The organism is Streptomyces sp. NPDC058000 (assembly GCF_042886435.1).
GTDB lineage: Bacteria > Actinomycetota > Actinomycetes > Streptomycetales > Streptomycetaceae > Streptomyces.
In genome coordinates, this window is sequence record NZ_JBHVQS010000024.1 from 67,318 (window position 1) to 93,371 (window position 26,054).

28 protein-coding genes and 5 tRNA genes are annotated in these 26,054 nt (G+C 71.2%); 6 read left to right on the forward strand and 27 right to left on the reverse strand.

Annotated features, from left to right (window positions below; all coding sequences use genetic code 11):
* Window positions 1-381: 381 nt before the first annotated feature.
* Entirely contained in the window at window positions 382-585 is a 204-nt protein-coding gene (locus tag ACFVT2_RS23200; protein ID WP_390020879.1) for a hypothetical protein, read from the reverse strand.
* A gap of 382 nt (window positions 586-967) precedes the next feature.
* On the reverse strand, window positions 968-1,249 hold the full coding sequence (locus ACFVT2_RS23205; RefSeq protein WP_100599589.1) for an acylphosphatase: 282 nt from the start codon (window positions 1,247-1,249) through the stop codon (window positions 968-970).
* A 133-nt stretch (window positions 1,250-1,382) separates the two neighbouring features.
* Here ACFVT2_RS23205 and ACFVT2_RS23210 point away from each other — a divergent pair, with 133 nt between their 5' ends.
* Window positions 1,383-2,330 (forward strand): CAP domain-containing protein, encoded by a 948-nt coding sequence (locus ACFVT2_RS23210; protein ID WP_390020882.1) that lies wholly within the window; start codon window positions 1,383-1,385, stop codon window positions 2,328-2,330.
* Between the two features lie 30 nt (window positions 2,331-2,360).
* Here ACFVT2_RS23210 and mutM read toward each other — a convergent pair whose 3' ends face one another.
* The 9 genes from mutM to ACFVT2_RS23255 form a co-directional block, all read right to left on the reverse strand.
* Entirely contained in the window at window positions 2,361-3,314 is a 954-nt protein-coding gene (gene mutM, locus ACFVT2_RS23215) for a bifunctional DNA-formamidopyrimidine glycosylase/DNA-(apurinic or apyrimidinic site) lyase (RefSeq protein ID WP_390020885.1), read from the reverse strand.
* 108 nt (window positions 3,315-3,422) lie between these two features.
* Entirely contained in the window at window positions 3,423-4,271 is an 849-nt protein-coding gene (gene rnc / locus ACFVT2_RS23220; protein ID WP_390020888.1) for a ribonuclease III, read from the reverse strand.
* A 7-nt stretch (window positions 4,272-4,278) separates the two neighbouring features.
* Window positions 4,279-4,452, reverse strand: coding sequence for a 50S ribosomal protein L32 (rpmF, locus tag ACFVT2_RS23225; protein ID WP_039632438.1), 174 nt, complete (start codon window positions 4,450-4,452; stop codon window positions 4,279-4,281).
* Window positions 4,453-4,454: 2 nt separating this feature from the next.
* Complete coding sequence (locus ACFVT2_RS23230) at window positions 4,455-5,042, reverse strand: YceD family protein (protein WP_390020890.1); 588 nt, start codon at window positions 5,040-5,042, stop codon at window positions 4,455-4,457.
* Window positions 5,043-5,243: 201 nt separating this feature from the next.
* Entirely contained in the window at window positions 5,244-6,347 is a 1,104-nt protein-coding gene (locus tag ACFVT2_RS23235; RefSeq protein WP_390020892.1) for a cell division initiation protein, read from the reverse strand.
* 128 nt (window positions 6,348-6,475) lie between these two features.
* A complete protein-coding gene (gene coaD, locus ACFVT2_RS23240; protein WP_390021001.1) occupies window positions 6,476-6,958 on the reverse strand; it encodes a pantetheine-phosphate adenylyltransferase in 483 nt (160 codons plus the stop codon).
* Between the two features lie 26 nt (window positions 6,959-6,984).
* Complete coding sequence (rsmD, locus tag ACFVT2_RS23245; RefSeq protein WP_390020895.1) at window positions 6,985-7,584, reverse strand: 16S rRNA (guanine(966)-N(2))-methyltransferase RsmD; 600 nt, start codon at window positions 7,582-7,584, stop codon at window positions 6,985-6,987.
* Window positions 7,585-7,743: 159 nt separating this feature from the next.
* Window positions 7,744-10,728 (reverse strand): helicase-related protein, encoded by a 2,985-nt coding sequence (locus ACFVT2_RS23250; RefSeq protein WP_390020898.1) that lies wholly within the window; start codon window positions 10,726-10,728, stop codon window positions 7,744-7,746.
* A gap of 108 nt (window positions 10,729-10,836) precedes the next feature.
* Complete coding sequence (locus ACFVT2_RS23255) at window positions 10,837-12,489, reverse strand: DAK2 domain-containing protein (protein ID WP_390020900.1); 1,653 nt, start codon at window positions 12,487-12,489, stop codon at window positions 10,837-10,839.
* A 232-nt stretch (window positions 12,490-12,721) separates the two neighbouring features.
* Here ACFVT2_RS23255 and rpmB point away from each other — a divergent pair, with 232 nt between their 5' ends.
* Window positions 12,722-12,907, forward strand: coding sequence for a 50S ribosomal protein L28 (gene rpmB, locus ACFVT2_RS23260; RefSeq protein ID WP_006602870.1), 186 nt, complete (start codon window positions 12,722-12,724; stop codon window positions 12,905-12,907).
* A 122-nt stretch (window positions 12,908-13,029) separates the two neighbouring features.
* Here rpmB and thiD read toward each other — a convergent pair whose 3' ends face one another.
* Together thiD and ACFVT2_RS23270 are read right to left on the reverse strand one after the other, a co-directional pair.
* Window positions 13,030-13,848, reverse strand: a complete 819-nt coding sequence (thiD, locus tag ACFVT2_RS23265; protein ID WP_390020903.1) for a bifunctional hydroxymethylpyrimidine kinase/phosphomethylpyrimidine kinase — start codon at window positions 13,846-13,848, stop codon at window positions 13,030-13,032.
* 9 nt (window positions 13,849-13,857) lie between these two features.
* Entirely contained in the window at window positions 13,858-14,826 is a 969-nt protein-coding gene (locus tag ACFVT2_RS23270; protein ID WP_390020906.1) for a thiamine-phosphate kinase, read from the reverse strand.
* Between the two features lie 158 nt (window positions 14,827-14,984).
* Here ACFVT2_RS23270 and ACFVT2_RS23275 point away from each other — a divergent pair, with 158 nt between their 5' ends.
* On the forward strand, window positions 14,985-15,218 hold the full coding sequence (locus tag ACFVT2_RS23275; protein WP_018541151.1) for an Lrp/AsnC family transcriptional regulator: 234 nt from the start codon (window positions 14,985-14,987) through the stop codon (window positions 15,216-15,218).
* Between the two features lie 9 nt (window positions 15,219-15,227).
* Window positions 15,228-15,722, forward strand: a complete 495-nt coding sequence (locus ACFVT2_RS23280; RefSeq protein ID WP_390020909.1) for a DUF3515 domain-containing protein — start codon at window positions 15,228-15,230, stop codon at window positions 15,720-15,722.
* 270 nt (window positions 15,723-15,992) lie between these two features.
* Here the strand turns inward: ACFVT2_RS23280 and ACFVT2_RS23285 are convergent, their stop codons facing one another.
* The 3 genes from ACFVT2_RS23285 to ACFVT2_RS23295 all read right to left on the reverse strand — a co-directional run bounded on the left by ACFVT2_RS23285 (window position 15,993) and on the right by ACFVT2_RS23295 (window position 19,204).
* On the reverse strand, window positions 15,993-17,129 hold the full coding sequence (locus ACFVT2_RS23285; protein ID WP_390020912.1) for a D-alanine--D-alanine ligase family protein: 1,137 nt from the start codon (window positions 17,127-17,129) through the stop codon (window positions 15,993-15,995).
* A gap of 210 nt (window positions 17,130-17,339) precedes the next feature.
* A complete protein-coding gene (locus ACFVT2_RS23290) occupies window positions 17,340-18,341 on the reverse strand; it encodes an NAD(P)H-dependent glycerol-3-phosphate dehydrogenase (protein WP_390020914.1) in 1,002 nt (333 codons plus the stop codon).
* On the reverse strand, window positions 18,338-19,204 hold the full coding sequence (locus ACFVT2_RS23295) for a lysophospholipid acyltransferase family protein (protein WP_390020916.1): 867 nt from the start codon (window positions 19,202-19,204) through the stop codon (window positions 18,338-18,340). The genes ACFVT2_RS23290 and ACFVT2_RS23295 overlap by 4 nt, the downstream gene beginning before the upstream one ends.
* Window positions 19,205-19,345: 141 nt before the next feature.
* On the opposite strand from ACFVT2_RS23295, the gene cofC reads away from it, so the two are divergent.
* Entirely contained in the window at window positions 19,346-20,113 is a 768-nt protein-coding gene (gene cofC, locus ACFVT2_RS23300) for a 2-phospho-L-lactate guanylyltransferase (protein ID WP_390020918.1), read from the forward strand.
* On the opposite strand, the gene ACFVT2_RS23305 is transcribed toward cofC, so the two are convergent.
* The 5 genes from ACFVT2_RS23305 to leuC all read right to left on the reverse strand — a co-directional run bounded on the left by ACFVT2_RS23305 (window position 20,094) and on the right by leuC (window position 23,591).
* Window positions 20,094-20,297: a hypothetical protein gene (locus ACFVT2_RS23305; protein WP_221906833.1), complete on the reverse strand. Its 204-nt coding sequence runs from the start codon at window positions 20,295-20,297 to the stop codon at window positions 20,094-20,096. The two genes, cofC and ACFVT2_RS23305, sit on opposite strands and share 20 nt — an antisense overlap.
* A 100-nt stretch (window positions 20,298-20,397) precedes the next feature.
* Complete coding sequence (locus ACFVT2_RS23310; RefSeq protein ID WP_390020920.1) at window positions 20,398-21,054, reverse strand: HU family DNA-binding protein; 657 nt, start codon at window positions 21,052-21,054, stop codon at window positions 20,398-20,400.
* A 125-nt stretch (window positions 21,055-21,179) separates the two neighbouring features.
* On the reverse strand, window positions 21,180-21,425 hold the full coding sequence (locus ACFVT2_RS23315; protein ID WP_100599609.1) for a hypothetical protein: 246 nt from the start codon (window positions 21,423-21,425) through the stop codon (window positions 21,180-21,182).
* A 136-nt stretch (window positions 21,426-21,561) separates the two neighbouring features.
* Window positions 21,562-22,155 carry a 3-isopropylmalate dehydratase small subunit gene (leuD, locus tag ACFVT2_RS23320; protein ID WP_390020923.1) on the reverse strand — a complete coding sequence of 198 codons (594 nt, stop codon included), beginning with the start codon at window positions 22,153-22,155 and terminating at the stop codon, window positions 21,562-21,564.
* A 5-nt stretch (window positions 22,156-22,160) separates the two neighbouring features.
* Window positions 22,161-23,591: a 3-isopropylmalate dehydratase large subunit gene (gene leuC, locus ACFVT2_RS23325; RefSeq protein ID WP_390020926.1), complete on the reverse strand. Its 1,431-nt coding sequence runs from the start codon at window positions 23,589-23,591 to the stop codon at window positions 22,161-22,163.
* Window positions 23,592-23,765: 174 nt separating this feature from the next.
* On the opposite strand from leuC, the gene ndgR reads away from it, so the two are divergent.
* On the forward strand, window positions 23,766-24,485 hold the full coding sequence (gene ndgR, locus ACFVT2_RS23330; RefSeq protein WP_100599612.1) for an IclR family transcriptional regulator NdgR: 720 nt from the start codon (window positions 23,766-23,768) through the stop codon (window positions 24,483-24,485).
* A gap of 218 nt (window positions 24,486-24,703) precedes the next feature.
* Here ndgR and ACFVT2_RS23335 read toward each other — a convergent pair.
* From ACFVT2_RS23335 to ACFVT2_RS23360, 6 genes are all read right to left on the reverse strand, one after another.
* Window positions 24,704-24,776: transfer RNA gene (locus tag ACFVT2_RS23335), tRNA-Glu, on the reverse strand.
* 21 nt (window positions 24,777-24,797) lie between these two features.
* Window positions 24,798-24,869 (reverse strand) — tRNA-Gln (locus tag ACFVT2_RS23340).
* A gap of 16 nt (window positions 24,870-24,885) precedes the next feature.
* Window positions 24,886-24,958 (reverse strand) — tRNA-Glu (locus tag ACFVT2_RS23345).
* A 62-nt stretch (window positions 24,959-25,020) separates the two neighbouring features.
* A tRNA-Glu gene (locus ACFVT2_RS23350) sits at window positions 25,021-25,093 on the reverse strand.
* 21 nt (window positions 25,094-25,114) lie between these two features.
* Window positions 25,115-25,186, reverse strand: a tRNA-Gln gene (locus tag ACFVT2_RS23355).
* A 90-nt stretch (window positions 25,187-25,276) separates the two neighbouring features.
* The gene (locus ACFVT2_RS23360; RefSeq protein WP_390020929.1) at window positions 25,277-26,002 is read right to left on the reverse strand and encodes an HAD family hydrolase; all 726 of its coding nucleotides are present in this window, start codon (window positions 26,000-26,002) and stop codon (window positions 25,277-25,279) included.
* Window positions 26,003-26,054 lie beyond the last annotated feature (52 nt).

Consider the following 26,054-nt stretch of genomic DNA (forward strand, 5'->3'; position numbering starts at 1 on the left):
ACCCGCCGCTCCCCGGCCCTCCTCCGCAACATTCCGTCAGCCGCCACGCCCCCTTACGGCCCCCGGGTATCCACCGTCGTCGCCCGTCCGGTTCCACCGGGGAAAGGAGCGGACGGTTTCACCGGGTAAAGGGAGGGGCACATCATGCGGTAAGGACGACACCGAGGGGCTGGGGAAACTCCACGGTACGAAAGTGACCGGAGGACACCCAGGTGTCCGGACGGCGCGGAAAAGCACAGCGCACGGCCGGGGGAATTACCGAAGACGGAGCGGGGAAACGACGAAGGGACGCCGAAGCGTCCCTTGCAGATCTTGAAGAGCGGTGCCTCAAGCGGCTGGCGTGCAGCCCTTCCGACCTTGATCGGAATGAGGTGATCGGGGTCAGGTGAGCGCGGGCTCCGCCTGGGGTACGTCGATGTCGAGTACCGAGTCGTCGCGACGCGCGGCAGCGCAGAGCATGTCATTCTCGGCCTGCATCCGAATGAGTTCGGATTCGAGGTCCTGGACGCGCTGCTGAAGCCGTCGCATCTCGGAGAGGACTCGGGGGTCGGAGCCGCCGACGTAACCGAGAAGCGCCTTTGCCATGATGGATGGTCCTCCACAATGAGTGACCGACCGAAGCGGTGTGGGTCGTGAGGGATTCGCACCCGCGGTGCTTGTCATTCTCCAGGTGTACTCAATGCCAAACAGCTAAGGTGCGCGGGGATTCCAGAGTCTCACCAAACGGATGGGGGGTCAACACGATCACACCCCGTATCCTCGGGCACCTGAGAGTGCGCAGCCGCCAGGACATGGCGCCGACTCTCCAGAAAGGGCCCGCGGGGCGTAGAGATCATCCGTACAGCGGCAGCCTTGCACGGGTCGGCCGAGTTGGCAACCACCAGGGCTTATCTCCTGTGAGCAGCTCGCCGTGGTGCACCCGCGGGCGCCCTTGGCGCGGCCGTCCGGGCGGCTCTTCCCGGCCCGGTCAGCGGATCTCGAAGCCGTCGTAGCCGCCCCGCGGCGTGGCCCAAATCTCAGTGACGCCGTCGACGGCGCCGGGCGTGTCTCCGGTGCGTAGCCACTCCAGCAACTGCTCGCAGTGTTCCTTCGGCCCTTCGGCGACGACCTGGACGCGTCCGTCGCCGAGATTGACCGCGAAACCGGCGAGCCCGCCGATCCGCAAGGCGTTCGCTCGGGTGAACCAGCGGAACCCAACTTCCTGGACCAGCCCGCGTACCCACGCGGTCATCCGCACCTCGTCTTCCATGTGTGCACGTTAACCGGCCAATTGCTCAGCAAGCACATCCGCCCCTGACGTCATTCGGTACAGTCCCCCGACAGCGAGGACTCACCCTTTCGAGTGAGTCTTTCTTGACGCTGGACGGAAGGAAGTTCTGCGGATGGGCCGCCATCGACGCTCTGCTCCCCACGTTCCGGAACGCCCGTATGCGGGGCCCGTTGACGGTCCGACAGGTGCGGCCACCGGTCGCCGCGGCCACCGGGCGGCCCGCCGGACCGCGCCGGTGCGCACGGGACTGCTCGGCGCCTCCGCCGCGGTGGCGATGGGCGCGGTGGCGGTGGCGTCCGGGCTCATCCCCGGCGGCGGCCGGTTCGAGGTGAGCGGCGTCGACCCCACCGACCGGGTACGCGCCGATGCGCTGCCGGACGCCCAGCCGCAGGAGAGCTCCGCCGCTCCGGTGCCCGGGGCCACGGACGCGGCGGACCGCGACAGCGGGAACACCGCGTCCCGGGGTACCGGACGGGCTGCCACCCCAGGGTCCCCGGGGTCCCCGGGCTCCGTGGTCTCGTCCCCCTCCCCCAGCGCCTCCCCGTCGTCGACCCGGCCGACCGCGTCCCCGTCCCGGGAGACCGGCGACCGGCCCTCCGCACGGCCCACCGACCGGCCGACCACCGCGGCGCCCCGGCAGTCGGCGTCCCCGACCGCCGCCCCGGGTGCCGGCGGCAGCACCGAGTCCGCGGCCGAGGCCGAGGTGCTCTCGCTGGTCAACCAGGAGCGCGCCCGGGTGGGCTGCTCGCCGGTCGCCGCCAACAGTGACCTGGCCGGTCTGGCCCAGCGGTTCAGCGACGACATGGCGCGGCGCGGGTTCTTCGGCCACACCGATCCGGACGGCCACACACCCTGGGACCGGGCCCGTGCCCAGGGCGTAGCGGACGTGGGCGGGGAGAACATCGCCCGGGGCCAGACCGACGCCCGGTCCGCGATGGATTCGTGGATGAACGACCCGGAACACCGCGCCAACATCCTCAACTGCGAGTACAAGTCCCTTGGTGTCGGCGCCCACTTCGGTCCGGGCGGCCCGTGGTGGACCCAGGACTTCGGCTTCTGAGGCGGACGCCGGTGGCCCGCCCGGTCCCGGTCAGCTCGGCCGCGGCGGGCGCTGGCAGCGGGGGCAGAAGTAGCTGGACCGGTTCATCCAGGGGCGGCGGCGGATGGGCGTGCCGCAGCGGCGGCAGGGTTCGTCCTCGCGGCCGTAGGCGTCCAGCGAGCGCTCGAAGTAGCCGGACTCGCCGTTGACGTTGACGTAGAGGCTGTCGAAGCTGGTGCCGCCGACGGCCAGTGCGGCGTTCATCACGTCCCGGACGTGCCCGAGCAGCTCGGCGGTGCGGGGGCGGGTGAAGGTGGCGGTCGGCCGGTCGTAGTGGAGCCGGGAGCGCCAGAGCGCCTCGTCGGCGTAGATGTTGCCGACGCCGCTGATCAGGGTCTGGTCGAGGAGCGCGCGCTTGATCGTGGTCCGGCGGCGGCGCAGCGCGTCGTGGAAGGCGGCGTCGTCGAAGGCCGGGTCGAGCGGGTCCCGGGCGATGTGCGCGATCACGTCGGGGAGCAGGTCGGGGTCGCCGGGCACGGTGTCGTGCAGCGAGAGGCCGCCGAAGGTGCGCTGGTCGACGAAGCGCAGCTCGGTGCCGGTGGCCTCGCCGCCGGCCGGGGTGTCGGTGTCGGTGAAGCGGATCCGGATCCGCAGGTGCTTCTCGTCGGGGGCGTCCTGCGGCTGGACCAGCAACTGCCCGCTCATGCCGAGGTGGGCGAGGATCGCCAGGCCGTGGGTGACGGACGGGGTGAGGACCGGGGCGATGCCCTCGGCGGCGCTCTGGGTGGCCGGGCCGCCGCCGATCACCGGGAGCCAGAGGTACTTGCCGCGGCGGCGGGCCGGGCCGACGCGCAGCCCCTTGAGCCGGGCGGCGAAGTCGTCCGCGCCGGCGGTGTGCCGGCGGATGGCGCGCGGATGGCGGACCTCGACGGTGTCGATGGTGCGGCCGGTGACCCAGCGCGTAAGGCCACGGCGGACGACCTCGACCTCGGGCAGCTCGGGCACGGGCGCTCCTCACGCTTCTCAAGGAGAGTCACAGGACTCCGGAAAAGACTTCTGACCCCGCCCGGAGCGGCAGTAGGAGCCACCCGGGAGGGGTCAGAAGCGGGGATTTCAGTGTGCCGGCGACGGGGTGTCGCCGGAAGCCTGAGCTGGGTCGTCGCCGTCCGGCGTCTTCCCGGCCGCTTCGTCCGCCGCGGCGCGGATCGCGCGCCATGCGGACTCGGCCGCCTGTTGCTCGGCTTCCTTCTTGCTGCGGCCGGTGCCGGTGCCGTACGAGACACCACCGACGCGGGCAGCAGCAGTAAAGGTCTTCTCGTGGTCCGGGCCGGTCTCGGTGACCAGATATTCCGGGACACCGAGGCCCTCGGTCGCGGTGAGCTCCTGGAGACTCGTCTTCCAGTCGAGGCCGGCGCCCAGGCTGGAGGACTTCTCGATGAGCGGATCGAAGAGCCGGTGCACCAGCTCGCCGGCCGCGTCGAGGCCCTGGTCGAGATAGACCGCGCCGATCACCGCTTCCAGGGTGTCGGCGAGGATGGAGGCCTTGTCCCGGCCGCCCGTGCCCTCTTCGCCCCGTCCGAGGCGAATGAAAGCGCCGAGGTCGAGGCCGCGGCCCACCTCGGCGAGCGCCCGCGAGTTGACCACCGCGGCCCGCAGCTTGGCCAGTTGGCCTTCCGGCAGGTCGGGGTGGATGCGGTACAGCGTGTCCGTGACCACCAGGCCGAGGACCGAATCCCCAAGGAATTCGAGCCGCTCGTTGGTGGGCAGACCGCCGTTCTCGTAGGCGTACGAGCGATGCGTCAGCGCACGCACCAGAAGGGCGGACTCAAGTGTGTACCCGAGCCGCCCTTCCAGAAGCGAGAGGGACGAGGCCGTGTCCGCCGGTGCCGTTTCGACTCCGTGCTTGCGGGGTGCCGAAGGACCGTCTTCTGCCTTCTTCGGGCTAGACACAGTGCCTGTCACCAGCCGCTCAGACCGCGATGACCTGGCGCTTGTTGTAGGTGCCGCAGCTCGGGCACGCGATGTGCTGCAGCTTCGGCTCCTGGCAGCGCTCGCACGCAACCAGGGTGGGGACCGCAGCCTTCCACTGCGACCGGCGGTGGCGCGTGTTGCTGCGCGACATCTTCCGCTTCGGAACAGCCACGGCTACTTCTCCTGAGGTTCATCCCCGCCGTCGCGGGGTTCATTGTCCGTCTCTCGGTCCTGGTTGGACTCGACGAGTTCCTGCAGTGCCGCCCAGCGCATGTCGACGGCGTCGTGATGGTGGTCCGGGTCGTCCGCCAGCCGCGCCCCACAGTCGGAGCACAGGCCCGGGCAGTTCTCCCGGCACACCGGCTGCAGCGGCAGTGCCAGCACCACCGCGTCCCGCAGCACGGGTTCGAGGTCGAACAAGTCGTCCTCGATGTGGAAGGTGTCCTCCTCGTCCTCGGCGTCGTCGCCGGACTCTGTGGTCCGGACATCGGCGTCGGGGTAGGAGAACAACTCCTGGAAGTCCGCTTCGAGCACTCGCTCCAGCGGCTCCAGACACCTTACGCACTCCCCCGTCACGGTCGCACGGGCGGTGCCTGTGACAAGCACCCCGTCCATGACCGCTTCCAGGCGGAGTTCGAGTTCGACCGGACTGCCCTCGGGCGCTCCGATGACCTCGTTGCCGAGGGCCGCGGGGGCCTCGACGGAGCGGGAGAGCCGCTTGAGCGTGCCGGGACGACGACCCAGCTCGCGTGTGTCGAACACGAGCGGGGCACGGTGGTCGAGGCGGGCGTTGATGGCTTTCCTGCTTTCTGTACTGCGGTATCGGCCGTCCAACACCGGGAGTCCGGCGTGCGGGCAGCAGTGATCGCGGGCATACACACGACCGAAGAGCCAGGATACTGGACGGTTCCCGATAGGCCCAATCCGCATCCGTCGTCCACCCGGCGCGGGGCCGGACGGGGCCTAGTGCCGGCCTTCTTCGTACTGCCGTAGCTGGTCGAGGTTGATCAGGCTGGTGTCGAAGAGGCTGGTCTCGTCCAGGGTTCCGGGGTGATCGCCGTGGGCCTGGGGGGCGTGCTGTGGCTGCGGGGGGACGTGCGGCGCGTGGTAGTCGACGCCCGGGTCGTAGCCCTGCTGGGGGGCCTGGGCGACGGGCTGCTGGGCCTGCTGCCAGTCGTAGCCGTAGGGGTCCTGGTGCTGGGTGTAGGTGACCTGGTCGGGCTGCTGGTAGGAGTAGCCGTCCGGCTGCTGGTAGGCGGCGACCTGGCCGTCGTAGTAGCCGGGCTGCGGGGTGTGGGGCGCCTCCTGGGGCGCCGGCTGCTCGGTGCCCTGGATCGTGGTGACGCCCGCCAGGCCGGCGAGGTAGTCCGCGTCGGCCTGTAGTGGGGCGGCGGTCTGCGGGTCGTTCTGGGCGGCGAGGTGGTCGCCGAGCTCGTCGATCGGGCGGGCGCCCTGGAGCTTGTCGCGGCCGCGGCCGACCGCCTCCAGGGTCTTGGTCAGAACGGCCTGGAAGGCGCCGAACTTGGTGTCCACGTAGGCGTCGGCGCGCTGCCTGAGGGTCTCCGGGTCGGCGCTGCGCTCGGGGGCCTCGACGTCCTCGTAGCCCTGCTCGTCCAGGCCCGGGCCGCGGCCCAGCAGCTTCTCGCGTCCGCGGTCGACGGAGCCGATGGTCTTGGTGAGCACGACCTCGAAGTTGGCGAGCTTGCTGTCGACGTAGTCGTCGGCCTGGACGCGGATCTCGTCGGCCTCCTGGCGGGCCTCGGCCAGGATCCGGTCGGCCTCGTCCTGGGCCTGCCGGACCACCTCGGTGTCCGAGAGCAGCGAGCCGCGCTGGCTGTGCGCGGACTCGATGATCCGCTCGGCCTCGACGCGTGCCTGCTCCACCACCTGCTCGCGCCCGCCGAGGAGTTCCTGGGCCTGCGCGAGGGAGCCGGGAAGTGCGGTGCGCACTTCCTCCAGCAGGGCGAGCAGATCGGCGCGGTTGACCACGCACGAGGCCGACATGGGCACGGACCGGGCGCTGCCGACGGCTGCGACGATGTCGTCGAGCTTCTTCTGGACGTCCACCTTGGACTCGCCACTCTCTGCAGGATCGGAAGGACGGAACGGGACGACTGTACGGCCAGGAGCCCCCGCCCCGACACCTGCTGACGAACCGTCAGCTCGGCGTCGTTCCTACCGCACCGGGTGCCGGATCACGGCTTGTTGCGGAGCCGTTCGGTCAGCGCGTCCAGGACGAACGGCGGGACCAGGTGGGAGACGTCGCCGCCCCAGGCCGCGACCTCCTTGACCAGGCTGGAGGAGAGGAAGCTGTAGGTGGGGTTGGTCGGCACGAAGAGCGTCTCCACCCCGGAGAGGCCGTTGTTCATCTGGGCCATCTGGAGTTCGTAGTCGAAGTCGCTGACCGCGCGCAGGCCCTTGACGATGGCGGGGATGTCGCGCTGCTTGCAGAAGTCGACGAGCAGGCCGTGGAAGGACTCGACCTCGACGTTGCCGTACTCGGCGGTGGCCCGCCGGATCAGGTCGATCCGCTCCTCGACCGTGAACAGGCCCTGCTTGGACTGGTTGATCATCACGGCGACGTGGACGACGTCGTACAGCCTGGAGGCCCGGGCGATGATGTCCAGGTGCCCGTTGGTGATGGGGTCGAAGGACCCCGGACAGACGGCGCGGCGCAACTTCGTCTCCTCGCTCTCCGGTCCGTTCATGACAGGGTTGCTGACGTCGGTTCGGCTGACGCCGAAGCGGCGCGACCGTACCAAAGCGTCCCCTCGCCGTAGCGACGGGCCTTGATCGCTTCGAATCCGTCCGGCCAGCCGAACGCGCCACCCCGGGTGCTCCGCTCCACGGTGACGAGTGCCTCGGCGCCAAGCCACCCCTGACCACGGAGTGTGAGCAGGATCTCCCGCAGGTCGTCGTCGCCGACCGCGTACGGCGGGTCCAGGAAGACGATGTCGTACGGGGCTCCGGGGGCCGGGGTCGCGGCGATCTGCTCGGCCTTGCCGGCCCGGACCTCGACACCGGGCAGGCCGACCGCCTTGACGTTCTCCCTGATGGTGCGGACCGCGCGGGAGTCGGCCTCGACCAGCAGGACGTGCGCGGCGCCGCGGGAGAGCGCTTCCAGGCCGACCGCGCCGGAGCCGCCGTAGAGGTCGAGCACCCGGGCGCCGGTGAGCGGGCCGTCGAGCGCCTCCCAGGTGGAGAACATGCCCTCGCGCGCCCGGTCGGAGGTGGGGCGGGTGCCGTTGCCCGGTGGTACGGCGAGGCGGCGGCCGCCGGCCGTACCGGCGATCACGCGGGTCATGGGCCCGTCCTTACGTTGAGCGTGGTCGAGAGGGCGGGCGCCCCGGCGGGCTCCGCTCTCCCACGATATGTCCGTCCCCTGCGGGGCGGGTCCGCCCTCGGCGCCACCCGACCGTGATCGTTCTCACGGCTCGGGTCGCGGTCGGTCCGGGTCCGCGGCTCAGCCCTTGTCCAGATATTGCTCCCGTTCGTCGTCCAACAGGGCGGACAGCGCGGTCCGCAATTCGGGGCAGCCGGTCAGCTCGGGGTCGGCGGTGACCAGGGCGGTGGCCTCCTCGCGGGCCGCCGTGATCACTTCCTCGTCGTCGATGACCGCGAGCATCCGGAGCGAGGAGCGGGCGCCGGACTGGGCCTGGCCGAGGACGTCGCCCTCACGCCGCTGTTCGAGGTCGATGCGGGAGAGCTCGAAGCCGTCGAGGGTGGCGGCGACCGCGGCGAGCCGGGCGCGGGCCGGGCTGGCCTCGGGCATCTCGCTGACCAGCAGACACAGGCCGGGCGCCGAGCCGCGGCCCACCCGGCCGCGGAGCTGGTGGAGCTGGGAGACGCCGAAGCGGTCCGCGTCCATGATCACCATGGCGGTGGCGTTGGGGACGTTGACGCCGACCTCGATGACGGTGGTGGCGACCAGTACGTCCAGCTCGCCGGCGGCGAACCGGCGCATCACGTCGTCCTTGTCGTCCGGGGCCATCCGGCCGTGCAGCACCGCCACCCGGAGTCCGGCCAGCGGGCCCTTCCGCAACTGCTCGGCGATGTCGAGGACCGCCAGCGGGGGGCGCTTCTCGGCCAGGTCCTCCGGTGAACTCGGCTCCGCCGGGGCGGCCTTGGCCATCTTCCCCTTGGGCGCGGCCTCCTCGTCGTCGCCGATCCGCGGACAGACCACGTACGCCTGGTGGCCGGCGACCACCTCCTCCCGGACCCGCTCCCACGCGCGGGCGAGGAAGTGCGGCTTGTCCTTGGCGGGCACCACGTGGCTGGCGATCGGCGAACGACCGGCGGGGAGCTGGTCCAGGACCGAGGTCTCCAGGTCGCCGAAGACGGTCATGGCGACCGTCCGCGGAATCGGCGTCGCGGTCATCACCAGCAGGTGTGGGGGTTGTTTGCCCTTGGAGCGCAGGGCGTCGCGCTGCTCCACGCCGAAGCGGTGCTGCTCGTCGACGACGACCAGGCCCAGGTCGTGGAACTGCACCACGTCCTCGATCAAGGCATGTGTCCCGATGACGATGCCGGCCTCGCCGGTGACCAGGTCCAGCAGCGCCCGGCGGCGGGCCGCGGCCCCCATCGAACCGGTCAGCAGCACCACCTTCGTGCCCCGCTCCGCGCCGCCCAGCATCCCTGCCTCCGCGAGATCGCCCATCATCTCCGTGACGGAGCGGTGGTGCTGTTGGGCCAGCACCTCGGTCGGCGCGAGCATCGCCGCCTGGCCGCCGCTGTCGACGACGCCGAGCATGGCGCGCAGCGCGACCATGGTGTTGTGGGTGACCGTGAAGTGGTCGGTCACGTAGGCGTGGGAGGGGTGCCCGACGCTGATGCACTGGACGGGCTTGCGGCCGACGTGCTCGACGGCGCGGACGGCGCGCCGGAAGGCACCGCCGACCGCGCCGCCCTCCTCGGGGAGCGCCACCGTGACGTCGTGACCGCCGTCGCCCACCGGGGCGGTGTGGGCCGTGCCGCCGAGGGAGCGCGCCAGCCAGGCGACGTCGGCGGCCAGCGGGGCCGGGGCGGCGCGGAAGACGCCGTCGGTGCCGAGGTGTTCGCCACCGGCGGCCAGCAGGCCCGCCAGCAGCGCCCGGCGGTCCTTGACGGGGGCGTTGCGGTAGGCGTCGGGGACGCCGCGGCCGGCCGGGCCGGTGCCGCCCGCGCCCAGCGTCCGCCCCAGTGCGTACGGGTCGAGCGGCCGCTCCCCGCCGTCGTCGAGGTCCACCGGGGTGGCCGGGGCGATCGACCAGCGGGGCCGGCCGTCGGCGTCCAGTAGTTCGGCCCGCAGCTCGCGGGTGGTCAGCACCTGCTCCCCCGTGGTGCGGGCGGAGACGATCCACAGGTGCTCGTCGTCGCACTCGACGGTGCTGCCGTCGGAGAGCACCAGCCGCCACACCTCCCGCTCGCCCTGCGGGAACACCCCGTCCACCGGGGCGATCTCTCCGCTGGGCACCACCACTTCGGCGCCCACCGTCAGCTCTCCCATGGGGCGGAAGCCGCGCGGGGTGAGCACCAGGGCGTCCAACGGCTGGGCCTTGCCGGAGCCGACCTCGCCCTGGAGGAGGCGGTGCATCGGGTGCTCCGTCGCCAGGTCGTCGAAGATCTCCCGGCTGACCTTCGTCTGGCCGTCGGTGAGGGTGAAGGGCAGTCGGGCGTCGAACGCGTCGAGGATGCCGCCTGGCGTCAACCTCCGGGGTACGGCGGGGAGTTGGGCGTCGGCGAAGCGGCGGCGGGCGAGCGCGACCTGGAGGACGAACGCCTCGTCCCACTTCAGCCGGGCCCGCGCATCGGCGATGTCGGCCTTGCTGCCGGGACGGTGGACCTTCAGCAGCGCCTCGGTGAGCGGGACCAGCCCACGGCCCTCGCGCAGCCCCGGGGGCAGTGGGTCGAGGGCGTCCTGCGCGCTGGGCAGGACCGCGTCGACCGCCTTGGTGATCTTCCAGGACGCCATCTGCTGGCACGCCGGGTAGATCGGCATGAGCTGATTGGCGAATGCGTCGACCGCGCCGGCCTCGCCGTCGGCTTCCCGGTCGAGGAGTTCGTATTCCGGATGGGCCAGCTGGAGTTTGCGGTTGAAGACCGAGACCTTGCCCGCGAACATCGCGCGCTTCCCGGGCAGCAGGTCCTTGTGCGGTTTGTGGATGCCCTTGCCGAAGAACACCAGCTGGAGCCGGCCGCTGCCGTCCGTGATGGTCACTTCCAGCCGCTGTCCGCGGCCGTGGTTGAACGTGAGGACGCGGGCGTCGGCGACCCGGGCGACGACCGTGACGTGTTCGTCCAGCGGCAGGTCGGCCAGCCGGGTCAGCTCACCGCGCTCGGCGTAGCGCCGCGGATAGTGGTGCAGCAGATCGCCGACCGTTTCCAGGCCGAGATGCTCGGCCAGGACCTTCGCGGTGGTGCCGCCGAGGATTTTCTTCAGGGGTTCGTCGAGCGCTGCCACGCGTTCCATTGCACACCACGGCACTGACAACGGGCCACCACCGCCGCTTTCCGCGGCCGGGAATTCCGACACCGGACGGTATTCCGGCGGCCGGCGCGATACCCGCGGTGCGGTGCGCTATTCCACGCCGATCAGCAGCGGCGCCGCGTATTCGCCGCCTTCGTAGACGACCGTGTCCACCGCGAGATGGCGTTCCCGGACGTGCCGCTCCAGCCGTTCGGCGAGGGAATCGGGGACGTCCGCGCCGAGGACCAGGGTGACCAGTTCGCCGCCCGCGGAGAGCATCCGGTCGAGCACCGTCATCGCGGTCCGGGCGAGGTCGGGCCCGATCACCACGACATCGCCGTCGATCAGGCCGAGTACGTCCCCGGCCTGGCAGATCCCGGCCATCGTCCAGGACTGGTGCTCGGCGACGGCCAACTCGGCGTAGCGGGTGGCGCCGGCCGCCGCGGTCATCGCGACCATGTCCTGGTCGAAGCTTCGGTCCGGCTCGTGCACGGCCAGCGCCGCGAGGCCCTGGACGGCGGAGCGGGTGGGGATCAGGGCGACCCGTACGCCCTCGGCCCGGGCCTGCTCGGCGGCGGCCGCGGCGGTGTGCCGCAGCTCCGGGTCGTTGGGCAGCAGCATCACCTCGCGGGCACGGGCCTGCCGGATCGCCTGGACCAGTTCGCCGCTGGCCGGCGGCTCCCCGGGACGGACCGTCACCGGGGTCGCGCCGGCCTCCGCGCACAGTGCGGCGAGCCCGGCGCCCGGCACCACCGCGACCACGGCCCGGGCCGCCAGCGCCGGCTCCTGGGCCCGCGGACCCGCGCCGAAGTGGGTGATCCGGATCCGGTACGGCCGGCCGGCCTCGATCCCGGCCTCCACCGCGGCCCCGGCGTCGTCGACGTGGACGTGCACGTTCCACAGGCCGTCCCCGCCGACCACCACCAGCGAGTCGCCGAGCCGGTCGAGCCGGGTCCGCAGCCGGGCCACCTCGGCGTCGCCGGCCTCCAGCAGGTAGATCACCTCGAAGGCGGGCCCGCCGGCGTGCGGATCGACGCAGCCGTCCGCCTCCTGTGCCACCGCCGCACAGCCTGCCGCCTCCGGGACCGGCCCACCGGCCCGTACGGCGACGGGGACGGCGGTGACCTCCCCGGACAGCGCGTCGGCGAGCGCGCCCAACAGGGCCACCAGCCCGCAGCCGCCGGCGTCCACCACCCCGGCCTTCCCGAGCACCGCGAGCTGTCCTGGGGTGGCCCGCAGCGCCTCCGCAGCGCCCTGGTGGGCGGCCCGGGCGACCTCGGCGGCCCCGCCGGCGGTCTGCTCGGCGGCACCGGCGGCGGCCGTCGCCACGGTCAGCACGGTGCCCTCCACGGGATGCGCGACCGCCTCGTACGCGGCCGTCGCGGCCCGCCGCAGCGCCTGGCGCAGGGCGTCCGCGGCGCCCGTCCCACCGGCCGGGGCGGCCGCCAGCACCTGCGCCATACCGCGCAGCAGCTGCGCGAGGATGGTGCCGGAGTTGCCGCGGGCCCCGATGAGGGCGCCGTGCGCCATGGCGCCGACGGCGTCGGCGAGGTCGGGTGCGGTGCCGGCGGAGCCATGGCCGTCGAAGGCGGCCTCGACCGCGCGGGCAGCCGATTCCAACGTCAGGTAGCAGTTGGTGCCGGTGTCGCCGTCGGCGACCGGATAGACGTTGATCGCGTCGATCCGCTCGCGTTCCCGTCCGAGCGCCTCCAGGGCCAGTCCGCACCAGGTACGGACGGCGGCGGCGTCGAGCGGGTGGGGCACGTCGTCCTCCTGAGGTCGCGGGATGCACCCGCACAGTAGTCGCGGTCCGCCCGGGCGGCCGGGTCGGGTGCCGGAGGCTCCGTGGTAGTTTCGTCCTGAAGGAGCGGCCGTTGTATGCTGCTCCGGTTGCCCGATGAAAATCGGGCCATTCCTCTCCTGTCGGCGTCGGCACGGCTATGCACTCGACCCGACCGGCTTTCCGTAAGTGCATCTGAAGTCTTTGGAGTGACCCGTGGCTGCCAACTGCGACGTCTGCGGCAAGGGGCCGGGCTTCGGCAAGAGTGTCTCGCACTCGCATCGCCGCACCAACCGTCGTTGGAACCCCAACATCCAGACGGTGCGTGCAGTGATCGGGCGCACGCCGAAGAAGCTGAACGCCTGCACCTCGTGCATCAAGGCCGGCAAGGTCTCGCGCTGACGCCTTAGCCGTAGCGCAGCCCCGCCGGTTGCTAGGGAAGCCGGTCCACCGTCAAGGTGGGCCGGCTTCTTGCCGTTCCTCCGGGGCCGCGCCCGCCGTGGTCGGTGCACGGCCCCCGGTGGTCAGTGCGCGGCGCGCAGCCGCCAGCCGTGGTCGACCGGTCCGATGCCCGCGCCCAGCCGGAAGCCGGCCGCGATCGCGCCGGTGACGTACTCCTTCGCCGACGCGGCCGCCTGAGGGACGGTGTCGCCCTGGGCGAGCCTGGCGGCAAGGGCGCTGGCGAGGGTGCAGCCGGTGCCGTGGGTGTGCCGGTTGTCGTGCCGGGGGGCGCGCAGCCAGTGCTCCGCCCTGCCGTCGGTGAGCAGGTCGACCGCGTCGCCGGCCGCGTCCGCCGCGTCGGACGGGAGGTGGCCGCCCTTGATGAGCACCCAGCGCGGCCCGAAGGCCAGGACGGCGTCGGCGGCCCGCCGCATCTCGTCCACGGTGTGCACGCGTACGCCGGTGAGCTGCGCCACCTCGTCGAGGTTGGGGGTGGCGACCGTCGCGGTCGGCAGCAACTTGCTGCGGACCGCGTCCAGCGCGGAGGCGGCCAGCAGCGCGTCGCCGTGTTTGGAGACGCCCACGGGGTCGATGACGACCGGGACGGTGAGGCCGGCGAGCAGCTCCGCGACGGTTTCGACGAGTTCGGCCGAGGAGAGCATGCCGGTCTTGACGGCCTGGACGCCGATGTCGTCGACGACGCTGCGGAACTGGGCGCGCACCGCCTCGGCGGGCAGGTCCCAGGCGCCCTGGACGCCCAGGGAGTTCTGCGCGGTGACGGCGGTGAGCACGCTCATGCCGTGGGTACCCAGCGCCAGCATCGTCTTCAGGTCGGCCTGGATGCCGGCACCGCCGCCGGAGTCGGAGCCGGCGACGGTGAGCACGCGGGGAGGTATCTGCATGCCGCGAATCTACTCGGGGTCCCCGTTGTCGCCGAAGTGGTCCCAGCCGGCCTTGGCCCAGGGGGCGCCGTCCACCGTCACCTGGGGCAGCGCCGAGGGGTTGAGGACCTCGCCGATCACCTTCCAGCGGGCCGGCAGCTTCACGTCGGGCGGGAAGGTGGCCACGATGGCGTGGTCCTCGCCCCCGTTGAGCACCCACTGCATCGGGTCCACGCCGACCGCCGTACCGATGTCGGACATCTGCGAGGGGATGTCGATGTTGGCGGAGCGGAGGTCGATGCGGACCTTGCTGGCCTCGGCGATGTGCCCGAGGTCGGCGACGAGTCCGTCACTGACGTCGGTCATGGCGGTGGCGCCGAGCCCCGCGGCGGCCGGGCCCGCGTGGTAGGGCGGTTCGGGGCGGCGGTGCGCCTCCACGAAGGCGCGCGGGGAGCGGAAGCCTCGGGAGAGCACCGCGTGGCCGGCGGCGGACCAGCCGAGCCAGCCGGTCACCGCGACCACGTCGCCGGGCTGGGCGCCGGCCCGGGTCACCGGCTCCTGGTTGCGCAGGTCACCGAGGGCGGTGATGGCGACGGTGATGGTGTCGCCGCGGACCACGTCCCCGCCGACCACCGCGGCGCCGGCCACCTGGCACTCGTCGCGCAGCCCGTCCATCAGCTCGGTCGCCCAGGTCGCGGGGAGTTCCGCGGGGACCACCAGGCCGAGCAGGATCGCGGTGGGCACCGCGCCCATCGCCGCGATGTCGGCGAGGTTCTGCGCGGCGGCCTTGCGGCCGACGTCGTAGGCGGTGGACCAGTCGCGGCGGAAGTGCCGTCCTTCGAGGAGAATGTCGGTACTGGCGACGACCCTGCGGTCCGGCGCGGTGACCACCGCGGCGTCGTCCCCCGGCCCGATCCGTACGGCGGGAGTGGAGGTGAGCCGGGAAGTGAGCTCTCTGATAAGCCCGAATTCCCCCAGCTCGCCCACGGTGCCCTTCATGCTGTTGCCCTTCCCATGTGTACGGACGGTCCGTACGTGGCTGACGACTGCGCCGCACCGGCCGTGTTCACCGCGCGGGTCTCCCCGCTCCGCTCGGTGACGCGGTACCGTGGCGTCCCTTCTTCCCACATGATCCTCGTAGCCGCCCTGGAGGTTCCGTGGTACAGGCTTACATCCTGATCCAGACCGAGGTCGGCAGAGCCTCGGCGGTGGCCGAGGTGATCGCGAAGATCCCCGGCGTGCTGACGGCCGAGGACGTGACCGGCCCCTATGACGTCATCGTGCGCGCCCAGGCGGACACCGTCGATGAGCTGGGCCGCATGGTGGTCGCGAAGGTCCAGCAAGTGGAAGGCATCACGCGGACGCTCACCTGCCCGGTGGTCCATCTCTAGCTCCCCCGTATGCTCGGCCGGGTGATACGCGCGAGACGCCGGTACCTGGCCGCCCTTCCCCTGCTCGCCGCGGTGTCCGCGGTGGCGGGCTGTTCGTCCGCCACGGAGGTGGCGGCGCCCTCCCCCACGGGTGAGGCCGCGCGCCACTGCCGGGCGCTCCACCAGGACCTGCCGCAGACCGTGGACGGGCTGCAACGGGGTACCGCCGAGCCGGTCTCGGACTTCACTGCCATATGGGGCGATCCTGCCGTGGAGCTGCGCTGCGGGGTACCCAAGCCGGAGGTGCTCAGGCACGGGAGTGAACATTACAACCCCAACCCCGACTCGGCGGAAGTCAACGGCGTGCAGTGGCTCTTCGAGCGGCAGGACGACGGCTACCGCTTCACGACGGTCCTGCGGAAGGTCTACGTCGAGGTGACCGTGCCGGGGAAGTACGCCCCGGAGATCGATGTGTTGCCCGATCTCGCGGGCGCGGTACAGAAGGCCATTCCGGCCGGGGTTTAAGGACCTGTCCGGCCCGGAGCCACCGGACCGGCCCAGGGGAGCGGTCGTCGCGCTCCCGTCGTCCGCCCTGAAGGCGAGCCGGCAGGAGGGCCGGAAGGCGGGCCGGGCACCGGCCGGCCGTCGGAGCGTGACGGCGGCCCCTGGGGCGGCGCCCATCGGAATACCGCCCGGCCCAGCCACGTTGGGGCCCGCAAGGGGCGCACGCACCCCCTAGGGGATCCGTTCGCCCACCCCCGAGGCCCGCCCCCCCGCCCAGCTAGGCCCGCCCGCTCAGCGCAGCCCAGTGGAGCGGCTCAGGGCCGCCTGCAGGAGCCGGTCGATGAGTTCCGGGTAGCTGACGCCGCTCTCCCGCCACATCCGCGGGTACATCGAGATGGGCGTGAAGCCGGGCAGCGTGTTGATCTCGTTGATCACGAACTCGCCGTTGTCCTGGAGGAAGAAGTCCGCGCGGACCAGGCCCTCGCAGGACGCCGCCTCGAAGGCCGCGATCGCCAGCTCCTGGACCTGGGCGGTCTGCTCCTCGGTCAGCGGCGCCGGCACGATCCCGTCGGCCGAGTCGATGTACTTGGCCTCGAAGTCGTAGAAGTCGTGGGCGGTGACCGGCGGGATCTCGGCCGGCACGCTGGCTCGCGGGCCGTCCTCGAACTCCAGCACCCCGCACTCGATCTCGCGGCCGCGCAGCAGCGACTCCACGATGATCTTGGGGTCGTGGCGCCGCGCCTCCTCGATGGCCTCGTCCAGCCCGGCCAGGTCGTCGACCTTGCTGATGCCCATGGACGAGCCGGCGCGCGCGGGCTTCACGAACAGCGGCCAGCCGTGCTCACCGGCGAAGTCCACGATCTTCTTGCGGGCGGCCGCGGGGTCCGTCTCCCACTCGCGCGGGCGGATGACCTCGTAGGGGCCGACCGGCAGCCCGAAGGAGGCGAACACCCGCTTCATGTAGTCCTTGTCCTGGCCGACGGCCGAGGCGAGCACGCCGGAGCCGACGTAGGGCACCCCGGACAGCTCCAGCAGGCCCTGGAGGGTGCCGTCCTCGCCGTACGGTCCGTGCAGCACGGGGAAGACGACGTCGACCTCGCCGAGGACCTTGGGGACCGAGCCCGGCTCGCTGTAGACGACCTCGCGGGTGGTGGGGTCCGCGGAGAGCACCACGACGCCGTCACCGCCCTCGGCGAGCTCGGCCACGCTGGGCAACTTCCGGTCCGTGATCGCCATCCGCCCGGGATCGTCGGCGGTCAGCGCCCAGCGGCCGTCGGTCGTGATGCCGATGGGCAGCACGTCGTACTTGTCGCGGTCGATGGCGGCCAGCACGGCTCCGGCAGTGACCACGGAGATCGCGTGCTCGGAGCTGCGGCCACCGAACACGACGGCGACGCGGGGCTTGTGGGAGGAGGTCTCGCTGCTCATATCGGCTTGAGGGTACCTGCTGGTAGGGGGTGCGTCAGTGCCGCGGCGGCCATCGGTGGCGTGGCGGCACGGAAGAGGTGCCGCCACCCAGCGGCGTCGCCGAGGGGATCGGGGCCTCCCCTGCCCATGGGGGTCCCCCCTGCTCGAACGAAGCTGAGAGCTCGGGGGAGGAACTGAGAGCTCGGGGAAGGTCCGGTGGTGGGCGGGCGGTCAGTGCCGTTCGGGCTTGGCGCTGCGGGACATCAGCTGCTTGAGGGCCACCAGGGGCGGCTTGCCCTCGTGGACGATCTCCACCACGGTCTCGGTGAGCGGCATGTCGACGCCGTGCCGGCGGGCCAGATCCAGTACGGACTCGCAGGACTTGACGCCCTCGGCGGTCTGCTTGGTGACCGCGATGGTCTCCGCCAGCGACATGCCCCGGCCGAGGTTGGTGCCGAAGGTGTTGTTGCGGGAGAGCGGCGAGGAGCAGGTGGCGACGAGGTCGCCCATGCCGGCCAGGCCCGCGAAGGTGTGCGCGTCGGCGCCCATGGCCAGGCCGAGCCGGGTGGTCTCGGCGAGTCCGCGGGTGATCAGGGACGCCTTGGCGTTGTCGCCCAGGCCCATGCCGGTGGCGATGCCGACGGCGAGCGCGATGACGTTCTTGACCGCGCCGCCCAGTTCACAGCCCACCACGTCGGTGTTGGTGTACGGGCGGAAGTACGCGGTGTGGCAGGCGGCCTGGAGGCGCCGGGCGACGTCCTCGTCGACGCAGGCCACGACGGCCGCGGCGGGCTGTCGGGCGGCGACCTCCTTGGCGAGGTTGGGGCCGGTCAGCACCGCGACGCGTTCCGCGGGGACCTTGGCGACCTCTTCGATGACCTCGCTCATGCGCTTGGCGGTGCCCAGTTCGACGCCCTTCATCAGGGAGACCAGGACCGTGTCGGAGGGCAGCAGGGCCGCCCACTCGGCGAGGTTGGCGCGCAGTGTCTGGGAGGGCACGGTGAGCACGGTGAAGTCCGCGCCGCGGGCGGCCTCGGCCGGGTCGGTGGTGGCCCGTACGCCCTCGGGCAGTTCAACGCCCGGGAGGTAGTCCGGGTTGGTGCGGCCGGTGTTGATGGCGTCGACGAGGGCCGCTCTGCGCGCCCACAGGGTCACCTCGCAGCCCGCGTCGGCGAGCACCATCGCGAATGCGGTGCCCCAGGACCCCGTGCCGAAGACGGCGCAGCGCGTCACTTGCCTTCATCCTCCTGTGCCTGTCGGTTGCTTCGGGCCTGCTGCGTGGGTGCGGCCGGTGCGGTGGACTCGGCCGGTTCCAGGACGGCGTCGCCGGTGCCGGCCGCCGCGGCGGCCCGGGCGGCTTCGCGGGCGGCCCGCCGCTCCCGGGCGATCTGCTTGCGGTAGTCGAACGGTTCGGCCGGTGCGGTCTCGCCGCGAATGCCGGCCAGCTCGGCGGTGATGGCGGCCATGATCTTCTCGGTGACGGCGCGCAGCACCTCGGCGGTGGGCTCCTTGCCGTAGAACTCGCTGAGGTCGACCGGCGGTCCGGCCTGGACCCGCAGCGTCTTGCGCGGGAGGAGCTGGAGCTTCTTCTCCTTGGCGTACGGCGGCATCGCCTCGTTGGCGCCCCACTGGGCGACGGGGATGACCGGCGCCTGCGTCAGCAGCGCGACCCGGGCGGCGCCGGTCTTGCCCTGCATGGGCCACATCTTCGGGTCGCGGGTGAGGGTGCCCTCGGGGTAGAAGGCGACGCATTCGCCCTTCTCGATGGCGTTCACGGCGGCCCGGAAGGCGGTGGCGGCGTCGGTGGTTTCCCGGTAGACGGGGATCTGCCCGGTGCCGCGCATCATCACGCCGACAAAGCCGCTCTTGAAGAGTCCGGCCTTGGCGAGGAATCGGGGGACCCGCCCGGTGTTGTACTGATAGTGCGCATAGGAGAGCGGATCAAGATACGAGTTGTGGTTGACCGCGGTAATAAAACCGCCGTCGATCGGAATGTGCTCCATTCCTCGCCAGTCCCGCTTGAACAGAACCAAGAGCGGCGGTTTGCAGATGACCGCGGCCAAGCGGTACCAGAAGCCGATTCTGCGGCGGGACACTGGGACACCCTCCTTGTGGGACCTGCGAAGCTGCTGCGAGCCGGCAGCCGCACAAGTGTCGCCCCGGGTACCCGCTATGTCGAGAACACCGTAACCCCGCCACTCCAGGAAAGGCTCCGGCGGCGGGTGAGAATGATCCCGATGCGAAGAGACGGAGCGGATGTGGGTTGGAGCCTCGTAGTGCCGCTGAAACCGCTGGTGCGGGCCAAGAGCAGGCTCTCCGGGGCCGCCGGTGAGGAGTTCCGGCCGAAGTTGGCGCTGGCATTCGCGCTGGACACCGTGGCGGCGGCGCTGGCCTGCGCGGACGTGCGGGATGTGGCGGTTGTCACGGACGATCCGGTGGCCGGGGAGCACTTGGCGGCGCTGGGGGCGCGCATCGTGCCGGACGCTCCGGCCAACGGGCTGAATGCCGCACTGGCCCATGGCGCGTCCGTCGTACGGGCCCGGCGGCCCGGTGCGCCGGTCGCCGCGCTGAACGCCGATCTGCCGGCGCTCCGTCCGGCCGAGCTGACGCGGGTGCTCCATTCCGCCGCGCTATTTCCGCGGGCATTTCTCGCGGATGCGGCGGATATCGGGACAACACTTCTGTCCGCGACTTCCGGTACGGAATTGGAACCGGCTTTCGGGGGCGCCTCACGGGCCCGGCACCGGGCGTCCGGGGCGTACGAGATCACCGCACCGGACGTGCCGTCGGTGCGCCGGGACGTGGACACCGGGGACGACCTACGGGCCGCACTGGCGCTGGGCGTGGGGCCGCACACGGCGCGGCAGGCCCCGCGGGTGCCGGGTTGGGCGGAGTGGGCGGGGGTGCTGGGCTCGGCCGGCCGCTCGGGGGTCTTCGGTGCCGCGGACCGGCCGGGCGCTCCGGGCTGTGTGGTGCCGCCGCAGGTCAGAGCGTCTGGAGCGTGACGAGGACGATCCGGCGGGCGTCGCCCTCGCCGGTGACCTCGATCCGCACCCGCTGACCGGGCCGGAGCAGGAGCAGGCCGCCGGCGTCGAAGGCCGCCGCGTCGAAGGGCAGCGGGGTCCCGTCGTCCAGCAGCACGCTGCCGGAGCGGGTCGTCTCGTCGTAGGTGTACGCCGTGGCCTGCATGGGGCCAGCGTAGACGGCGCCCCGGGCCGGTACGCACCGCGGGCCGGGCTCCCCGGAGGGAGACCGGCCCGGCGCCTGGCGTTGCGTCGCCGCCGCGGAATTACCGCTTGCGGGCGGTGGTCTTCTTGGCGGTGGTCTTGCGCGCCGTGGCCTTCTTGGCGGGAGCCTTCTTCGCCGTGGTCTTCTTGGCGGGCGCGGTCTTCTTCGCCGTGGTCTTCTTCGCGGTGGTCTTCTTCGCCGCGGTGACCTTCTTCGCCGCCGCCTTCTTCGCGGGCGCCGCCTTCTTCGCGGTGGTCTTCTTCGCGGTGACCTTCTTCGCGGTGACCTTCTTCACCGCCACCTTCTTCGCGGGCGCCGCCTTCTTGGCAGCGGCCTTCTTGGCAACAGCCTTCTTCGCTGCGGCCTTCTTGATGGCGGCACCGCCGGTCAGGCTGCCCTTGGGCGCCTTCTTGACGGCGACCTCGCCACCCTTGGGGAGCTTCTTCGAGCCGCTCACCAGGTCCTTGAAGCCCTGACCGGCGCGGAAACGGGGCACCGAGGTCTTCTTGACCCGGACCCGCTCACCCGTCTGCGGGTTGCGCGCGTAGCGGGCCGGGCGGTCCACCTTCTCGAACGAGCCGAATCCGGTGACCGAAACGCGGTCGCCGGCGACAACTGCACGGACGACTGCGTCCAGTACTGCGTCCACCGCGTCCGCGGCGTTCTGGCGGCCACCGAGCTTGTCGGCAATGATTTCTACGAGCTGCGCCTTGTTCACGTCTTCCCCTTCGGAGACATTGCTGGAACGAGAGATTCCAAGCTTTTTCGCACGTTAGGCAGATATATACCGCAAATCAAACACGAAACGGGCTAATCACCCTTGTGCCGCAACGGACTCGACCTTCACGGACTTCCATCGGCATGCACATCTTCGGGATAACGACCTTCGTCAAGGTCGTGCATGAACCACTCCAGACGCCTTGCCGCGTCCGCAAGATCGTGTTTAGCCGCGGCCGTGATGACAAGCAGCTTCCGGGTCAGCGCCATCCGTACGCCCTCCGGGACTTGCAGTGTCCGCACCCTTGCGTGTGCGTCCTTGAGTCGGTCGGCGACGAAACCGTAGAGCTTGAGTTGGTCGTCGCGTTCCATGCGCTAATTGTGCCATCTGCGGCGAGTTGTCGCTTCACGGGGCCTCAACACCGGCCTCCACAAGCCGATGCGCCCCCTGCCAACTGCACAGGGGGCGCATCGTACGCAATAAGTCTTTGAGCCATAAAACCCGAGGTCAGACCTCGATGGTACGCGGTTTGAATGACGGCCTGTTCGCCTCGTAGGCGGCGATGTCGGACTCCTCCCGAAGGGTGAGGCTGATGTCGTCCAGACCCTCCAGGAGCCGCCAACGGGCGTTCTCGTCCAACTCGAAGCCGGCGGTGATGCCCTCGGCGCGGACCTCGCGGTCCACCAGGTCGACGGTGATCTCGGCGGTGGGGTCGGACTCCACCAGCTTCTGCAGCCGGTCCACGGTCTCCTGCGGCAGGACCACCGTCAGCAGGCCGTTCTTGAGGGAGTTGCCCCGGAAGATATCCGCGAACCGCGAGGAGATGACGGCCTTGAAGCCGTAGTTCTGCAGCGCCCAGACGGCGTGCTCACGCGAGGAGCCGGTGCCGAAGTCGGGCCCGGCCACCAGGACGGTGGCGCCCTTGTACGCCTCCTGGTTGAGGACGAACTCCGGGTCCTTGCGCCACGCCTCGAAGAGCCCGTCCTCGAAACCGTCCCGGGTGACCTTCTTCAGCCAGTGGGCCGGGATGATCTGGTCGGTGTCGACGTTGCTGCGGCGCAGCGGAACGGCCCGGCCGGTATGGGTGGTGAAAGCTTCCATGGTTCTCAGACTCCCGCGGGCGTAGCGACGTCGGCGTCGGACAGGTCGGCCGGTGAGGCCAGGTGGCCGAGAACCGCCGTTGCGGCGGCGACCTGCGGCGAGACCAGGTGGGTGCGACCGCCCTTGCCCTGCCGACCCTCGAAGTTGCGGTTGGAGGTGGACGCGGAGCGCTCACCGGGCGCCAGCTGGTCGGGGTTCATGCCCAGGCACATCGAGCAACCCGCGTGCCGCCATTCGGCGCCGGCCGCGGTGAAGACCTTGTCCAGCCCCTCCGCGACGGCCTCCAGCGAGACCCGGACGGAGCCGGGAACGATCAGCATGCGCACGCCCTCGGCGACCGAACGGCCTTCCAGAACCGCCGCCGCGGAGCGCAGGTCCTCGATCCGTCCGTTGGTGCACGAACCTACGAAGACGGTGTCCACGGAGATCTCGCGAAGCGGCTGACCCGCCGTCAACCCCATGTATTCCAGGGCCTTTTCGGCGGCGAACCGCTCCGAGGGGTCCTCGTACGAAGCCGGGTCGGGGACGTTCGCCGAAAGCGGCGCGCCCTGGCCGGGGTTGGTGCCCCAGGTGACGAACGGCGACAGCGCCGCGGCGTCGATGACGACCTCGGCGTCGAAGACCGCGTCGTCGTCGGTGCGCAGCGTCTTCCAGTACGCCACGGCGGCGTCCCACTCCTCGCCCTGGGGGGCGTGGTCGCGGCCCTGGAGGTAGTCGAAGGTGGTCCGGTCGGGGGCGATCATGCCGGCCCGGGCGCCCGCCTCGATCGACATGTTGCAGATGGTCATCCGGGCTTCCATCGACAGCTTCTCGATGGCCGGGCCGCGGTACTCCAGCACGTATCCCTGGCCACCACCGGTGCCGATCTTGGCGATGATCGCCAGGATCAGGTCCTTGGCGGTGACGCCCTCGGGCAGTTCACCCTCGACGGTGATCGCCATGGTCCTGAACGGCGCCATCGGCAGCGTCTGGGTCGCCAGGACGTGCTCGACCTGGCTGGTGCCGATGCCGAACGCCAGCGCACCGAAGGCGCCGTGGGTGGAGGTGTGGCTGTCACCGCAGACCACGGTGGTGCCGGGCTGGGTGAGCCCCAACTGCGGTCCCACGACGTGGACGACGCCCTGCTCGACGTCACCCAGCGGGTGCAGCCGGACACCGAACTCCGCACAGTTCTTGCGCAGGGTCTCCAGCTGGGTGCGCGAGACCGGGTCGGCGATCGGCTTGTCGATGTCGAGGGTCGGGGTGTTGTGATCCTCGGTGGCGATGGTCAGGTCGGTGCGGCGCACTCCGCGGCCGGCCTTGCGCAGGCCGTCGAACGCCTGAGGGCTGGTGACCTCGTGCAGCAGGTGCAGATCGATGAAGAGGAGGTCGGGCTCGCCTTCCGCGCGCCGGACGACGTGGTCGTCCCAGACCTTCTCCGCGAGTGTCCGTCCCATCGCATTCCCTCCGGCCGGCCGCTTTGCCGGCCTTGCTCGTCTGTGCGCGGTGACCCGCGAATATCCCCTGGCGGGCGTGACGCCGGGCCCTGGTCGAGGGCCGCATCTACAGAGTGACGACTTCGCTGGAAAATTGAACTTGCGTTTCACACTGTGAGACGCGAGTATCGTTGCATGGACAACTCTAGCGGCGTCGGCGTTCTCGACAAGGCAGCTCTGGTTTTGAGCGCTCTGGAGTCCGGTCCGGCCACCCTCGCCGGGCTGGTCGCGGCGACCGGGCTTGCACGACCCACGGCCCACCGGCTGGCCGTGGCTCTGGAACACCACCGGATGGTGGCGAGGGACATGCAGGGCCGGTTCATCCTCGGCCCGCGACTCTCCGAGCTGGCCGCGGCGGCCGGCGAGGACCGCCTCCTGGCCACGGCCGGACCGGTGCTCACGCACTTGCGCGACGTGACGGGCGAGAGCGCCCAGCTCTATCGCCGGCAGGGCGACATGCGGATCTGCGTCGCGGCGGCGGAACGACTGTCCGGACTGCGGGACACCGTCCCGGTCGGCTCCACACTGACCATGAAGGCCGGCTCGTCGGCCCAGATCCTGATGGCCTGGGAAGAGCCGGAGCGACTGCACCGCGGCCTCCAGGGCGCCCGCTTCACCGCCACCGCCCTCTCCGGCGTGCGGCGCCGCGGCTGGGCCCAGTCGATCGGCGAGCGGGAGCCCGGCGTGGCCTCCGTCTCCGCGCCCGTCCGCGGCCCCTCCAACCGCGTGGTGGCCGCCGTCTCGGTCTCCGGCCCGATCGAGCGCCTGACCCGCCACCCGGGCCGCATGCACGCCCAGGCGGTCATCGACGCCGCCGCCCGCCTCTCCGAGGGCCTGCGCCGCAACGGCTCCTGAGACGCCCACCGGCCGGCCCCGCTCCCCCGCGGCGGCCGGCCGGCCCACTTCTCGACCTTCTCGACGCCCCGCCCCCGGCCGCCCCAACTACCCGCCCACCACGGGCCACTGCCGCCGCACCGGGACCAACTCCCCGGCCGCGCAGAGCCGTTGAACGCCGGAGTTCCCCGGAACAGCAGAAAGGCCCTCCGCATCACGCGGAGGGCCTTTCCTCGATGTACCCCCGACCGGATTCGAACCGGCGCTACCGCCTTGAGAGGGCGGCGTGCTAGGCCGCTACACAACGGGGGCCTTGCAGATGAGCTCTGCGAGCTGGCCTACCTGGACTCGAACCAAGACTAACTGAACCAGAATCAGTCGTGCTGCCAATTACACCATAGGCCATAGTGGTGTAGACCAGTACCCCCGACCGGATTCGAACCGGCGCTACCGCCTTGAGAGGGCGGCGTGCTAGGCCGCTACACAACGGGGGCCCTAGCGATCCTGCGTGAGTGGCAGCGGGTGCGACCCGTACTGCCTCCCCGGGAAGGATCTGTACCCCCGACCGGATTCGAACCGGCGCTACCGCCTTGAGAGGGCGGCGTGCTAGGCCGCTACACAACGGGGGCTTTGCAGATGAGCTCTGCGAGCTGGCCTACCTGGACTCGAACCAAGACTAACTGAACCAGAATCAGTCGTGCTGCCAATTACACCATAGGCCATCAAAGTGCAACCCCCAGTCGGGGGTTTTGCCTTGATCTGCGCTTTCCGGTCCGGGCCTTTCGGCCCTCTCGGGCGGCGCAGGAAGAACATTACCTGATCGTGGAGGGTGCTCCAAAACCGATAACCCCGCGCACCAACTCGGGAAGCTCGGCCAGCCCGCGGATGCGGTGCACCCCGGCTGGCGGCTGTTCGTCGGTGCCCGTGCGATCCAGCCATACGGCCGCCAGGCCGGCGTCCCTGGCGCCCAGGCCGTCGATGTCGAGCCGGTCGCCGACGTAGAGCACCTCGGACGGCGGCAGTCCCAGGGCCGCGCAGGCCCCTTGGAAGGCTTCCGGGGCGGGCTTGGCGTGTCCCAGGTCGTCGGCGCAGAGCACCGCCTCGAAGCGCTCCCGGATGCCCAGGGCGGTCAGCTTGCGCTCCTGGTTGGCGGTGGAGGCGTTCGAGAGCACCGCCTGGCGTACCAGGGGGGCCAGTGCCTCCAGGGCCGGCACGGAGTCCGGGAAGAGCTCCCAGGACGCCTCGTAGTGGGCGAGGTAGCGGCCGAACCAGGCGTCCGCCTCGGCGTCGGTCAGCGGGGTGCCCAGGAACGTCCGGGCGCGGGCCCTGCGCTGGTCCAGGAACCCCAGCTCGCCCGCGAGGAAACGGGCGAACTCGGTCTCCATCGCCTGCTGCCAGCGGGTGAGTGCCACCGCCTCGCCGCCGTACGCGGCCAGCAGCCCCTCGGTCCGTAGGTGGCGCAGTACGCCGGTGCGGTCGGACCCGATGTAGTCGAAGAGGGTGTCGTCGATGTCCCAGAGGACGGCGTGGAGGGGCATATCGGGAATCTAGCGGCAAGGGGCGGGCGGGAAGAAGGAGTGGGCCCGGAAG

Excerpts from the sequence above, each read along its gene's own strand:
- ACFVT2_RS23200 (WP_390020879.1), bottom strand. The coding sequence starts at position 585 with ATGGCAAAGGCGCTTCTCGGTTACGTCGGCGGCTCCGACCCCCGAGTC.
- ACFVT2_RS23205 (WP_100599589.1), bottom strand. The coding sequence starts at position 1,249 with ATGGAAGACGAGGTGCGGATGACCGCGTGGGTACGCGGGCTGGTCCAG.
- ACFVT2_RS23210 (WP_390020882.1), top strand. The coding sequence starts at position 1,383 with ATGGGCCGCCATCGACGCTCTGCTCCCCACGTTCCGGAACGCCCGTAT.
- rsmD (WP_390020895.1), bottom strand. The coding sequence starts at position 7,584 with ATGACCCGCGTGATCGCCGGTACGGCCGGCGGCCGCCGCCTCGCCGTA.
- ACFVT2_RS23250 (WP_390020898.1), bottom strand. The coding sequence starts at position 10,728 with ATGGAACGCGTGGCAGCGCTCGACGAACCCCTGAAGAAAATCCTCGGC.
- thiD (WP_390020903.1), bottom strand. The coding sequence starts at position 13,848 with ATGCAGATACCTCCCCGCGTGCTCACCGTCGCCGGCTCCGACTCCGGC.
- ACFVT2_RS23270 (WP_390020906.1), bottom strand. The coding sequence starts at position 14,826 with ATGAAGGGCACCGTGGGCGAGCTGGGGGAATTCGGGCTTATCAGAGAG.
- ACFVT2_RS23280 (WP_390020909.1), top strand. The coding sequence starts at position 15,228 with ATGCTCGGCCGGGTGATACGCGCGAGACGCCGGTACCTGGCCGCCCTT.
- ACFVT2_RS23285 (WP_390020912.1), bottom strand. The coding sequence starts at position 17,129 with ATGAGCAGCGAGACCTCCTCCCACAAGCCCCGCGTCGCCGTCGTGTTC.
- cofC (WP_390020918.1), top strand. The coding sequence starts at position 19,346 with ATGCGAAGAGACGGAGCGGATGTGGGTTGGAGCCTCGTAGTGCCGCTG.
- ACFVT2_RS23305 (WP_221906833.1), bottom strand. The coding sequence starts at position 20,297 with ATGCAGGCCACGGCGTACACCTACGACGAGACGACCCGCTCCGGCAGC.
- ACFVT2_RS23315 (WP_100599609.1), bottom strand. The coding sequence starts at position 21,425 with ATGGAACGCGACGACCAACTCAAGCTCTACGGTTTCGTCGCCGACCGA.
- leuD (WP_390020923.1), bottom strand. The coding sequence starts at position 22,155 with ATGGAAGCTTTCACCACCCATACCGGCCGGGCCGTTCCGCTGCGCCGC.
- leuC (WP_390020926.1), bottom strand. The coding sequence starts at position 23,591 with ATGGGACGGACACTCGCGGAGAAGGTCTGGGACGACCACGTCGTCCGG.
- ndgR (WP_100599612.1), top strand. The coding sequence starts at position 23,766 with ATGGACAACTCTAGCGGCGTCGGCGTTCTCGACAAGGCAGCTCTGGTT.
- ACFVT2_RS23360 (WP_390020929.1), bottom strand. The coding sequence starts at position 26,002 with ATGCCCCTCCACGCCGTCCTCTGGGACATCGACGACACCCTCTTCGAC.